Below are 11,856 nucleotides of genomic sequence, written 5' to 3'. Positions count from 1 at the left end.
AATGAAAAACATACCCGGAAAACCATATATAATTATATTTTTATTTATACCCGGATGCTGGTTCATTGCTCAGGGAACCTATGTTCATGTAAAAGCATTTGTTGCTCAGCAATTACTTGAACAGGCGTGGAGTAATGTAAAATCAGGAAAAACAAAAAGCAAACCATGGCCATGGGCTGACACCTGGCCAATTGCCCGCCTTAAGGTGCCCCGATTAGATATTGATTTAATCGTACTAGCCGGAGATAGCGGTCGAACACTTGCTTTCGGTCCAGGCCATAATTTTGCTTCTGTAATGCCCGGTGTCAAAGGTAACAGTTTGATCAGTGCTCATCGTGATACTCATTTTAATTTTTTAAAATATCTAAAACCTGATGACAATATCGTCATAGATACAGCTCAATCTGACAATATAATTTTTAAAGTTATTTCTACAAAAATTGTAGAAATGGATAATGCACGTTTTTTAAATGACCAGTCAGGTGAATATATACATCTAGTTACCTGCTATCCGTTTGATTCTATCGTACCTGGTGGCTCACAACGTTATATCGTTTCGGCCAGAGCAAGTTCAAGTTAAATTCATGAAACTTAAACACATACTATTATTTTTTATGGCCGTAACTCTTATATAACCATCAAAATGCTTCTCTTGAAACTTGCAATCAGGCAATTATACCGGTTATCATTCGCTTCACTATACAGAGTCGACATAGATTGACCTGTTTCTAATTACGTAACACCTCACCATATTTGAGGTTTACACAGGCTCATAATTGGCCTGTAACTATTTTCATCATCAGCACACTTGCCTTAATTTTATGTAGATATGTTATCTGTATCTATTGTATTTGTTCGTTTTTTCCGAGCAATAATTTAGAGGAATGATGATGGAAATCACCACATATATGTTACTTATCGCTTTTTGCATTGCTTTTATTATGGGTGCAATTGTTAATAAAACTAATTTTTGCACCATGGGCGCAGTCTCTGACTGGGTAAACATGGGCGACAAAAATCGCTTACGTTCATGGTTATTTGCAATTACTGTTGCGCTTATCGGTGTCCTTATACTCGAAGCAACGGGTTTAATCAGCGTTGATTCTACCCTGCCACCTTATCGCTCTGAAGGTTTCGCCTGGTTACGCTTTATTGTTGGTGGCCTGATATTTGGTATTGGCATGACGCTAGCTTCAGGCTGTGGAAATAAAACACTCATCCGTATCGGTGGTGGCAATATGAAGTCTATAGTCGTGCTTACCATTGCAGGTATGTTTGCCTATCTCATGTCTAAGACATCATTTTACGAGGTTCTGTTTTACCCCTGGGTACTTGCAACCACTATCGATCTCAGCACTTATAACATTAGCGGCCAGGACCTGGGCTCTATAGTTTCTGCTGTAACAGGCAAGGAAGTAGATATAAGCCGCAATTTTATAGGAGCTATTTTTGCCGCTATCCTGATTGGAGTTATTTTTAAATCAGCCGATTTTAGAAAACAACATGAACACATATTTAGTGGTTTTATTGTAGGCAGCGCTGTTCTTGCAGCCTGGTACTTTACTGGAAGCGCTATTGGGGACGAATGGAAAGAAACCGCTGAGTTTATGGATGACATTCCCGTCGGTGTTGCAACACAGTCATTAACATTTATAAACCCGATGGGTGAAACATTTTTCTACGTAATGTCTCCAGGTAATACCTCATTAATTAGTTTTGGTATGGCTGCCTTAGCAGGCATTATCACAGGGTCTTTTGTTTATGCTATTTTAAGTAGAAGCTTTCGTTTTGAATGGTTTACTTCTATCGCTGATATGCTTCAACACGTAATAGGCGCAGCCCTTATGGGAACAGGTGGCGTACTGGCAATGGGCTGCACTATCGGACAGGGCATTACTGGTGTTTCTACGTTATCTATTGGCTCAATGTTAGCGCTGTGTTCAATCGTATTTGGAAGCGCATTAACAATGAAAATCCAATACTACCGAATCATTCATGAAGATGAAGCTACTTTTATTAAAGCACTTTCCAGCTCTCTGGTTGATCTAAAATTACTGCCATCAAAATTACGTATGCTTGAAAACTATTAGAAAATAAAATATCAAATGTACTTTCACACTAGAGCACCTGTGACAATTTAAGATACAGTTACTCTAGTGTGAAAATCTATTTTTTGAATTCCTACACATCACATCCTACTTAAATAATTTGTTTCTTTTATATAGTGTAACTATAAAATTCAGTGATACACTCTATAAATGGATATCTACCATTTATTCACATTAATCGCTGCAACCTTAACCGGCGCAAGTATGGGCAGTTTTTTAATGGTGACCCTGTTATATAACACTCACTTAAAAAATAAAAAAAACATTAACGACAGTTTATTTATCTATCGTCGTCTGTATCGACTAAACTCCATTCTTTGTTTAATTGCTGGTTTATGCGCTGCACTAATCAAAGATCATACCGCCACTCTTATGCTTACCATTCTTACAGTAAGTTATGTTTTCAATCTTTCACATATTTTAAAAGGTTTATTGAAAGCCTGTGATGACCAATACAATATTATTAACGATCGCACACACCAGTCTTTTACTCATTTACAAAACCTGCTCCATCTTTCTCAGTTTGCTGGTGCAGGTTATGCCATTTATCTACTTGCGCTAAACTATTAGAACCAGACTCAATTTCTTCAAATATATTAAACAATTTACCCCCTACCGCTGGTCAGAAATTTAATCAGCTTCATTTTCAGGTTGTTTTTTGAGCAGCACTCCAGCCCTTTATCAGCGGGCAATTCACAGACTTATCCACAGCTTATACTATTTTTTTAAACAACCTTATCCACAGTAGATAGTTATTGACCCCAAAATTTCCACAATATATAGTAGGTCAATTGATTTAAGCATCACATGGAAGTCTAATTAAGTTAAGTTATCCACAGCGTGGATGGGAGCTGTTCTGCAGGAAAGCAGATCTTCATAAAATGATAACAAAATATAGCTTCAGAAAGTTAGACCCACTTAAAACACTAAAAGCGTCAACTGAAGGATCATAACTTAAATGGCAAAGTCCATCGCTTCAATTAATTCACTGTTAGTCAGCTTAAAAACTGTGAACAACGCCCTCCTGATAAAGCTTCAACAACTGGGATTTAACACTAATCTGACACTGGGCTCCGAACAGGAGTACACAGTTAAAACACTCGTTCATGCCATTGACACACTGGCAATTCAATTTTTAACAATTACAGCGAATCGTAACCAGTTTATACAACGCACCAGTTATAATGAGCGAATGGAAATTGAATCCTGCCTGAATAGCCTGCTGAGCTGTCTTCAGCAGACCAAACAGGAATTAGCAGACTTCGATCAGACTGATTATCAATGCGACCAAAGTCTTGCTTTATTTTATACATCTAAAAACAATGAACAGCGCTGCCTTAAACTTTTAGATGCGGTTCACTTCATTGATTTAATAAAGCCATATTGCCGTATGTTAGAAATGATTATCGCGCAGGAAAGAATTCATGCCTTATCGGCTGTGCTGGAAACATTACTTAGCAAGGAAAATGCCGCACAAGCTGAAAAGGACAACGAGTTAACCGAGGAGCAGTCAAATGCTCTAGAGTTATCTCAATATTTAATAAGACAGGCTTTGTAGTTTTAATCCGAACAAAACAACTACAGCAACTTTAACCTACAAACTGTTATCACAGAGCCTTGAGCGTGTTTCATACATCTGCTCACAACGGTAAGCATCACGACCTTCACGGTAACAACGATTGCGCTTATGTAAAGCATAATCCCGGCACTCACCCCAATTCGCTTTGGCTTTCGGTGATTGAGTCGTTTTCTTTTTCTTTTCCCAGGGATTATTTGATTTATATGAAGGCGAAGAACTTGATGTCTGACCAAATTTCAACTGATGCTCAGCCTTAATACGATTAAGATCTGCTCCAGTTAATTTATGTTGCGCTTTCTTCCTGTCTTCAAATATTCCTTCAGCAAATACAGCTTGTGTAAAAGCTAGCAATACCAGCAAGGACGAAAGTAAAATAATATAACGACTCAATTGTGTCGTTTTTTTCAGGGTTTTAGCGTTAATCATAGGTGCCTCAAAGTTTATAACCCTATTTATACCAGCTAAAAAAGACTTGTAAAGAGCTCTACTCAGATATAGCTACTATTTAGAAAAAAAAGGGATCAGTGTATTTCGAATTTTAGGGATGATTAACGCGAGTAATAAAATAGCTCCTGCCAGACTCAACTCATAGGGCATAAAATTATGCTGATGCAGTAAGCTGGTATCTATCTGCAGACTAAAACTTGATAAACCCCATTCCAGTAACAGCCCCATAACTAAACTAACAATAGAGATACCCGCTAAATATATCATTGTCACTCTATTTCCCAGCTCTTTTTTAACCAGCATTATTCCTGCAATATTTGTAGCCGGCCCCACCAGAAGAAACACCAGCACTGCACCGGGGGAAACTCCCGCCACTAACAAACCTGCAGCAACGGGTGTCGATGCAACTGCACATATATACATAGGAATTCCGACCAGTAACATCACTAACATAGCCGTTAAGCCCTGCCCCCATTGAGCCAGCCAGCCATCAGGAATAAGCGTCATCATAATACCGGCAAATACAATACCAAATGCCATCCAGCTGGATATATCATCCAGTAAATCGGTTGCAGCATAACGCAACGCCCGCTTTAACTTTCCATCATTTTCATGTTTAAGGGATGATTCACAGCAAGTACTTTGCTCACTATCAGCAGATGAACAGCACGAACTCACATCTGACTCAGCGCTACAACTACCATCATCTTTATTAATATCAACTGTATGGGTTGATTGCTTAATATCTTCATCCTTTACAAATGCCACCATCATGCCTGTCACAATAGCACTGACTAAAGCAGAAACAGGCCTGTAAATTGCCATGACTGGCCCCATTAAAGCATAAGTAACCGCAACAGAATCGATACTGGTTTCAGGTGTAGAAATTAAAAAAGAGACTGTCGCTTCTTTTGATGCTCCAGCTCGATGCAGTCCAATAGCCGCGGGTAAAACACTGCAGGAACAAAGTGGTACAGGCGCACCAAACAGGGCTGCACGCCCCACGGCTGAGAAACCTGACCCGCCCAGCCACCTTTTCATGGCATCTTCAGGCACATAGGCTTTTACCAGGCCCGCGGCTATTAAACCAAACAACAGCCAGATTGCGGTATCAAGATAGACCGCCCAGATATTTTGACCAAGCTGTTGAATTAAATCACCCATAGTTATCAGTGTAACCTATCCCCTTAAATAAGGTAAAATACGCTAACCCCCTTATTCGTCACATTAAGACCCGATATATGAAACAGACTGAGTTACTTTCACCCGCCGGTACCCTGAAGAACATGCGTTATGCTTTTGCATATGGCGCAGATGCAGTTTATGCAGGTCAACCTCGCTATAGCTTACGCGTACGTAACAATGATTTTATGGAAGAGAATCTGGCCATTGGCATCCAGGAGGCTCACGATCTGGGTAAGAAATTTTACCTGACATCAAACCTGATGCCTCATAACAGTAAAATAAAATCTTACGTAAAAGATATGGAACCGATCATTCAAATGAAACCGGATGCTTTAATAATGGCTGACCCGGGACTAATCATGATGGTAAGAGAACGCTGGCCTGAAATGCCTGTACATTTATCAGTGCAGGCAAACACGGTAAATTATGCCGCAGTGAAATTCTGGAAGTCAGTTGGTGTTGAACGCATTATTTTATCAAGAGAGTTATCACTGGACGAAATAAAAGAAATCAGACAGGAATGCCCGGAAATGGAACTCGAAGTGTTTGTACACGGTGCACTTTGCATTGCTTACTCCGGACGCTGTTTACTTTCAGGATACTTTAATCATCGAGACCCTAATCAGGGCTCCTGTACAAATGCCTGTCGCTGGGATTATAAAGCATCCGATTCAGAAAAAAATGCGGAAGGAGTATACAAACCCACTTCTTCTTCAGGTCAGGATATAATCTCAGATAACGAATACAAACCAAAAGAAATTCCTGAACAAACCATTAAATTTTCAGATATGGGCGATGCTCGAAACCCTAAAGCTGATGAAGTTATGTTTTTAGAAGAGGCCAATCGCCCCGGTGAAATGATGCCGGTAGAAGAAGATGAACACGGCACTTACATCATGAACTCTAAAGATTTACGTGCAGTAGAGCATGTAAAACAACTGGTTGATATTGGTATTGATAGCCTGAAGATTGAAGGCCGAACAAAATCTCATTATTACGTTGCACGCACGGCCCAAAGTTATAAAGAAGCGATTATGGATGCCTCTCAGGGAAAAGAATTTAACCCTGAATTACTCGGTGTACTGGAGAATCTGGCAAACCGTGGTTACACAGATGGTTTCTACCAACGACACCACACCCATGAATATCAAAATTATATGCAGGGTAATTCCGTTAATCGCCAACAACAGTTTGTCGGTGAAGTAACCGCTTATAATAGCGAAACGGGTATGGCCGATATAGACGTAAAAAATAAAATGAAGGTGGGTGACAAACTGGAATTAATAAAACCATCAGGTAATGAAAATATCATTCTGGGTAGCATGGAAGATATGCAGGGCAATGCAATGGAAGAAGCCAAAGGCGGTGGTTATAAAGTTCGCATTCAACTGGACAAAGATATGGCAGAGCTTGGCTTAATTGCGCGTTATATAGACGACCCCATCTTTACTTAATTCATGAGCATGGCCAAAGCAAGAAAAGCTCTGAAAAAATTAGCTGATCCTGTAAAAGCAAAACATGCCTTACGTTTTTTTAAAACGGGCAAAGGTGACTACGGGGAAGGTGATAAATTTATTGGTGCTACCATGCCAATGCTTCGAAAACTTGCAAAAGAGTTTACACGTCTTGATATTCATTCGTTAGAAATCTTATTACACTCAAAAATTCACGAAGAACGAATGCTTGCACTACTTATTTTGATGCAGCAATTCAATTTTGCTAAAAAAGATAACGACAAACTACAACAGGAATTTATTTTTAACTACTACCTGTCTCAAACCCATTATATTAACAACTGGGACCTTGTTGATGTTAGCTGCCGTGACATAGTAGGCGGCTTTCTTTTAGACAAAAATAAAAAACAGAAAGATATTCTTATTAATTTATCAAAATCTGATCATCTATGGGAAAAGCGCATCAGCATTGTCTGCACATGGCAATTTATTCGTGAACATAAATTCGACTACACCTTACGTATTAGTAAAATTTTGATAAAAGATGAACACGACTTAATACACAAAGCAGTTGGCTGGATGTTAAGGGAAGTGGGTAAAAAAGACATTCAGACATTAATGATATTTTTACAACAGCATTACAGAAAAATGCCACGAACAATGTTACGTTATGCCATTGAAAAACTAGATAAAGATGTACGGCAGGATATTTTAAAAGGACATCTTTAGTAAAAGTCTAAACGACATTACCTACTCAAATTTTACGCCCTGTTAATGTATATATCCATCGGGGACAGAGCGCAAAAGGCAGCGATCCGTCCCCGATGGAGATACACCATAACAAAACCCAACATCAATCCAGTACGTGAGAAACCAGACCATCAGCCAGTTTAGGCTCAAACCAGGTTGACTTGGGTGGCATCACTTCATTTGCATCTGCAACTGACATAAGATCTTCCATGCTCGTAGCGTACATAGAGAATGCAGCGGCCATTTCACCACTATCAACCCGCTTCTCTAAACCTTCCAGACCTCGAATACCACCTACAAAATCAATTCTGGGATCTGTGCGCGGGTCGGTTATATTTAATACAGGGCCAAGCAGATTATCTGCCAATAGACTCACATCCAGTCTCGCCACAGGATCATCAGATACTAGCTCAGGATTAATATTCAGTCTGTACCATTCACCATCTAAATACAGTCCAAACTCATTTGATTTTGCAGGTTTAACCGGTGCTGATTCTTTCTCACAATCAAAGCATTCTCTAACCTTAGCTAAAAAATCATCTTTAGATAAACCATTAAGGTCAGTGACTACACGGTTATAGTCAAAAATTTTCATTTGTTTGTGAGGAAAAATAACAGACAGGAAGTAATGACTCATATCATCATCGGAGCCACCCTTTGTTTTAGCCACTCGTGATGCTGATGCAGAGCGATGATGACCATCCGCAATGTAAATAGCATCCATTGCATCAAAGCCAGCTGATAATTTATCTGTAATCGCCTGATCTTCAACTATCCAGAATGTATGGCCTATACCGTCATCAGCAACCAGATCATAAAGTGGTGCACCTTCAGCCACCTGATTTAACAAACCATCAATTTCATTATCAGACTTATACGCCAGCAATACCGGCCCGGTTTGCGCATTCAATGCCTCAATCTGTGCAACACGGTCATTTTCTTTTGCTGGGCGGGTAAACTCATGTTTACGAATTCGATTCGTATCGTAATGTTTTACCGATGCAGCAGCTACTAACCCGGTTTGCACAATATCACCCATTTTTAAGCGATAAACATAATATCGTGGCTGGTCTTCACGAATCAAAACACCATCATCAACCAGCTTCTTCAAGTTTTCCGCTGCTTTGGCATATACAGCAGGATCATATGGATCTATATCTTCTGCCAAATCAATCTCAGCCTTTGATATATGCAGAAAACTCATCGGTTTACCCGCAGCGCGCTCACGTGCCTCTGCACTATTTAATACATCGTAGGGGGGGGCCGTGACATCTTCTACGCGTTCAGGAACAGGGCGTAAACCGGCAAAAGGTCGAATTAAAGGCATATCATTCTCATTTAGTTAGACTAGAAATTGGTGGTTAGTATACAGGTTTTTTTTAAGGTTTTTGTAGTGTGAATTACCTGCAACTTTATATTTATTTTTGCTACAGCCATTTAATCTAAAATAAAACTATATACAGTTTAACTTACTGACAGGAACCCACTCTGCTGTGGAACATCCCCTGATCACAACACTACAGAAAAAATATCACTAAAAGCGACGCATCTTCCCAATTAGAGACTCACCTTAACAGCTCAATGATATTAAAATTTGATACAGACTAACTTCTTTATAATTTAAATATAAATTTATGTTATTTTATATCTTCATTTTTAACAAAACTCATCAAATATGAAAAACTTCCTTTTACAAATTACCAGCAACCCTGAAAACAACAGCTTTGAAAACACCATAACTACCATAGATCAGAACTATGATTTCTCACCCTGTGAATTCAATAATGGCGATCTACTTAATGCTGAAAATCAAAATAATGGCTCCTGTAAAATATTTGCTTTTGCCCGTTTACAAAACTTAACCGAGCCACAAACCCTGCACTGTTTTGGCGACTATTATAGAAAAGACGTGCTTGAAAACCCTGATAATACTGATCATCAGAATATTCGCAATTTCATCAAAACAGGCTGGTCTGGCATTTCATTTGACTCAAACCCACTAACTGAAAAGTAACTCACCTCATTAATTAGTTGCATATACAACTAATTAATGTTTCAATATTGCCATGTTTGAAAAATGCATCTACTTCAATACCAATGCCCTTGCACGTCAGATAAATAAAATCTGGGATGATGCATTTAAACCCTTTGGTCTTTCTCCATCACACGCTTATGTACTTCGAGTTGTTTTAGACCAACCCGGAATTTCAATGAAACAGATCTCTGAAGAACTTGAATTAGCCCCTTCTACGGTCACCCGGTTTGTAGATAGCCTTATAAATAAAGACTTTTTGAAACGCGTATCCAATGATGACGACAAAAGGGGCACGCAAATCTTTCCTACTCAGCAATCGAAAAAAATTCACAGAAAACTGGAAAATACCGGCCAGGCGCTCTATGCCAATATGAATGAAGTTATTGGTAAAAAAGCCTTTGCTGAACTCGTAACGGACATGAGAACAACCCGTAAACAGCTATAAGAAAAAATAAAAAATTAATCACATACACATTTAAGTTGTATGTACACACAAATAAAGGAAGTATAAATGAATCTCTCATCTGAATTAATCTGGTTATGCTTTATCACCCTTTTTACATCAATAATGTGGATTCCCTACATTATTAATCGCATGTACGAAATGGGAGCATGGCCGGCACTATATAATCCCCAACCAGATATCCGTCCAAAAGCACAATGGGCCATGCGTATGATGCGTGCCCATGAAAATGCTATAGAAAATCTGGTGATATTTGCTCCATTGGTGATATTGATTGAAATCACCGGATCACATTCCACAATAACCGAATTTGCGGTTGTTCTATATTTCTACGCCCGTCTTGTTCATTTTTGTGCTTTTACCTTTGCTATTCCCCTTATCAGGGTTCCGGCATTTTTAACTGGATTTTCAGTGCAGGTAATTCTTGGCTTAAGCCTTTTAAAGCTTACTTAACAACGGCAGAGGATAAATACAATGATAAAACTACATGGCCTTGAAATATCAGGTAATACTTACAAAGTTAAACTATTACTGCACCTGCTAGACATTAAATATCATTTTATCGAAATTGATATAGAACATAAACAACATAAGAGTGATGAATTTCTTCAACTAAACCCTCGGGGTGAATTTCCTGTACTTGAAGATGAATCAATCGTGATCTGGGATTCACAGGCAATACTTATTTACATTGCTCGTAAATACGGTTTAAAACATAATGAAAACCACTGGTATCCCGATAACGCCACAGAGCTGGCTTACATCACACAATGGCTAACTGTAGCTAATGATGAAATTTTTCATACTTTGGGAAAAGCACGATCTATACTTAAATTTGGTTACGATGGAGATCTGGTGTTATATCAAAAACAGGGAAAAAAAGTTTTAAAATGGCTAAACAGGCACCTTAACAATAATCAGTGGTTAGCAACAGACAAACCAAGTATCGCCGATATTGCATGTTATCCATATGTCGCATTATGCGAAGAAGGTGATATCTCTCTTAATAATTACCCTGCAATTCATAACTGGTTCGAACGCATACAACAACTAAAAGGCTACACGAACATGCCAGGACTGTGAAAACGTTCCAGCTAATACCCTTTCAGTCATAGATTAAATAATAAATTGCCGTTAGAATCTGGTGATAACCTCAAAAAGAAGACAAAGGGATTACAATGAGATTAGGCAATATAATAACAACGTCCATCGCTTTAATATTTCTGAGCGGCTGTTCAACATTATCTGTTGATTATGACTTCGATCAGAAAGCCAATTTTAGTCAGTACAAAAAGTATGACTGGTTACCCTTTCCTAAAGACATGAAAGTAGACGAGCTCAATCGCGCTCGATTTGTGACTGCCGTTGAAAACAATCTAGCATCAAAAGGATTTAACCAGAATTCTTCTAACCCGGATTTTGTAATCGCCACGCACTTTGGTAAGGAAAATAAAGTCGATATTACGAACTGGGGTTACACCTATGCACCCAATGGTTACTACGGTGGATATGGTTATCGCCATAGAGGATATGCCGGTTCATATGCAAACACCGGTGGTGTAAGTGTATACGAATATGAACAGGGCACTTTAATTTTAGATTTGGTAGACGCTAACACCAGGAAACTTATCTGGCGCGCCACAGCAAAAGCAATTGTTAGCCCTGCATCCACACCTGAAAAACAAACTGAAAAAATAGAAAATGCGGTACAGGAAATTCTGCAAAACTTCCCGCCAAAGAGCCTGAACACTGACACACAGTCAGCACCTAAAGGCCGCGCATACTAAAATAAAATCAGGGTGAACTTTGGTGTTCATCCTGAACCCTAGTCAGGT

At 39.0% G+C, this 11,856-nt stretch carries 14 protein-coding genes; 11 read left to right on the top strand and 3 right to left on the bottom strand.

Annotation, left to right across the window (positions count from 1 at the left end; all coding sequences use genetic code 11):
- The first annotated feature begins 1 nt into the window (after position 1).
- From DIZ80_12120 to DIZ80_12105, 4 genes are all read left to right on the top strand, one after another.
- Positions 2–580: a class GN sortase gene (locus tag DIZ80_12120; protein ID RDH83001.1), complete on the top strand. Its 579-nt coding sequence runs from the start codon at positions 2–4 to the stop codon at positions 578–580.
- A 328-nt stretch (positions 581–908) separates the two neighbouring features.
- Positions 909–2,090, top strand: coding sequence for a hypothetical protein (locus tag DIZ80_12115; protein ID RDH83168.1), 1,182 nt, complete (start codon positions 909–911; stop codon positions 2,088–2,090).
- A 168-nt stretch (positions 2,091–2,258) separates the two neighbouring features.
- On the top strand, positions 2,259–2,678 hold the full coding sequence (locus DIZ80_12110; GenBank protein RDH83000.1) for a hypothetical protein: 420 nt from the start codon (positions 2,259–2,261) through the stop codon (positions 2,676–2,678).
- 388 nt (positions 2,679–3,066) lie between these two features.
- Positions 3,067–3,666 carry a hypothetical protein gene (locus tag DIZ80_12105; protein ID RDH82999.1) on the top strand — a complete coding sequence of 200 codons (600 nt, stop codon included), beginning with the start codon at positions 3,067–3,069 and terminating at the stop codon, positions 3,664–3,666.
- 36 nt (positions 3,667–3,702) lie between these two features.
- Here DIZ80_12105 and DIZ80_12100 read toward each other — a convergent pair whose 3' ends face one another.
- Both DIZ80_12100 and DIZ80_12095 read right to left on the bottom strand, forming a co-directional pair.
- Complete coding sequence (locus DIZ80_12100; GenBank protein RDH82998.1) at positions 3,703–4,113, bottom strand: hypothetical protein; 411 nt, start codon at positions 4,111–4,113, stop codon at positions 3,703–3,705.
- A gap of 75 nt (positions 4,114–4,188) precedes the next feature.
- Positions 4,189–5,298 (bottom strand): permease, encoded by a 1,110-nt coding sequence (locus tag DIZ80_12095; GenBank protein RDH82997.1) that lies wholly within the window; start codon positions 5,296–5,298, stop codon positions 4,189–4,191.
- 77 nt (positions 5,299–5,375) lie between these two features.
- Here DIZ80_12095 and DIZ80_12090 point away from each other — a divergent pair, with 77 nt between their 5' ends.
- Together DIZ80_12090 and DIZ80_12085 are read left to right on the top strand one after the other, a co-directional pair.
- The gene (locus DIZ80_12090; protein RDH82996.1) at positions 5,376–6,773 is read left to right on the top strand and encodes a U32 family peptidase; all 1,398 of its coding nucleotides are present in this window, start codon (positions 5,376–5,378) and stop codon (positions 6,771–6,773) included.
- 3 nt (positions 6,774–6,776) lie between these two features.
- A complete protein-coding gene (locus DIZ80_12085) occupies positions 6,777–7,502 on the top strand; it encodes a DNA alkylation repair protein (GenBank protein ID RDH82995.1) in 726 nt (241 codons plus the stop codon).
- 124 nt (positions 7,503–7,626) lie between these two features.
- On the opposite strand, the gene DIZ80_12080 is transcribed toward DIZ80_12085, so the two are convergent.
- Positions 7,627–8,850 (bottom strand): DUF1015 domain-containing protein, encoded by a 1,224-nt coding sequence (locus tag DIZ80_12080; GenBank protein ID RDH82994.1) that lies wholly within the window; start codon positions 8,848–8,850, stop codon positions 7,627–7,629.
- A 348-nt stretch (positions 8,851–9,198) separates the two neighbouring features.
- Between DIZ80_12080 and DIZ80_12075 the strand changes: the two genes are divergently transcribed.
- The 5 genes from DIZ80_12075 (at position 9,199) to DIZ80_12055 (ending at position 11,808) form a co-directional block, all read left to right on the top strand.
- Complete coding sequence (locus DIZ80_12075; GenBank protein ID RDH82993.1) at positions 9,199–9,537, top strand: type III effector; 339 nt, start codon at positions 9,199–9,201, stop codon at positions 9,535–9,537.
- A 52-nt stretch (positions 9,538–9,589) separates the two neighbouring features.
- A complete protein-coding gene (locus DIZ80_12070) occupies positions 9,590–10,003 on the top strand; it encodes a MarR family transcriptional regulator (GenBank protein ID RDH82992.1) in 414 nt (137 codons plus the stop codon).
- 66 nt (positions 10,004–10,069) lie between these two features.
- A complete protein-coding gene (locus DIZ80_12065; protein ID RDH82991.1) occupies positions 10,070–10,474 on the top strand; it encodes an MAPEG family protein in 405 nt (134 codons plus the stop codon).
- Positions 10,475–10,498: 24 nt separating this feature from the next.
- On the top strand, positions 10,499–11,104 hold the full coding sequence (locus DIZ80_12060) for a glutathione S-transferase (GenBank protein ID RDH83167.1): 606 nt from the start codon (positions 10,499–10,501) through the stop codon (positions 11,102–11,104).
- Between the two features lie 95 nt (positions 11,105–11,199).
- Positions 11,200–11,808: a hypothetical protein gene (locus DIZ80_12055; GenBank protein ID RDH82990.1), complete on the top strand. Its 609-nt coding sequence runs from the start codon at positions 11,200–11,202 to the stop codon at positions 11,806–11,808.
- Positions 11,809–11,856: the final 48 nt, after the last annotated feature.

This window comes from endosymbiont of Galathealinum brachiosum, assembly GCA_003349885.1.
In the GTDB taxonomy this organism is placed as follows: Bacteria; Pseudomonadota; Gammaproteobacteria; order SZUA-229; family SZUA-229; genus SZUA-229.
The sequence above is the reverse complement of the archived record's forward strand: the minus strand, read 5'-3'. Positions and strand labels throughout refer to the sequence as shown.

What these genes read in the sequence shown, in the direction of transcription:
- DIZ80_12120 (RDH83001.1), top strand. Translation starts at nt 2, where the DNA reads ATGAAAAACATACCCGGAAAACCATATATAATTATATTTTTATTTATA.
- DIZ80_12115 (RDH83168.1), top strand. Translation starts at nt 909, where the DNA reads ATGTTACTTATCGCTTTTTGCATTGCTTTTATTATGGGTGCAATTGTT.
- DIZ80_12110 (RDH83000.1), top strand. Translation starts at nt 2,259, where the DNA reads ATGGATATCTACCATTTATTCACATTAATCGCTGCAACCTTAACCGGC.
- DIZ80_12105 (RDH82999.1), top strand. Translation starts at nt 3,067, where the DNA reads ATGGCAAAGTCCATCGCTTCAATTAATTCACTGTTAGTCAGCTTAAAA.
- DIZ80_12100 (RDH82998.1), bottom strand. Translation starts at nt 4,113, where the DNA reads ATGATTAACGCTAAAACCCTGAAAAAAACGACACAATTGAGTCGTTAT.
- DIZ80_12095 (RDH82997.1), bottom strand. Translation starts at nt 5,298, where the DNA reads ATGGGTGATTTAATTCAACAGCTTGGTCAAAATATCTGGGCGGTCTAT.
- DIZ80_12090 (RDH82996.1), top strand. Translation starts at nt 5,376, where the DNA reads ATGAAACAGACTGAGTTACTTTCACCCGCCGGTACCCTGAAGAACATG.
- DIZ80_12085 (RDH82995.1), top strand. Translation starts at nt 6,777, where the DNA reads ATGAGCATGGCCAAAGCAAGAAAAGCTCTGAAAAAATTAGCTGATCCT.
- DIZ80_12080 (RDH82994.1), bottom strand. Translation starts at nt 8,850, where the DNA reads ATGCCTTTAATTCGACCTTTTGCCGGTTTACGCCCTGTTCCTGAACGC.
- DIZ80_12075 (RDH82993.1), top strand. Translation starts at nt 9,199, where the DNA reads ATGAAAAACTTCCTTTTACAAATTACCAGCAACCCTGAAAACAACAGC.
- DIZ80_12070 (RDH82992.1), top strand. Translation starts at nt 9,590, where the DNA reads ATGTTTGAAAAATGCATCTACTTCAATACCAATGCCCTTGCACGTCAG.
- DIZ80_12065 (RDH82991.1), top strand. Translation starts at nt 10,070, where the DNA reads ATGAATCTCTCATCTGAATTAATCTGGTTATGCTTTATCACCCTTTTT.
- DIZ80_12055 (RDH82990.1), top strand. Translation starts at nt 11,200, where the DNA reads ATGAGATTAGGCAATATAATAACAACGTCCATCGCTTTAATATTTCTG.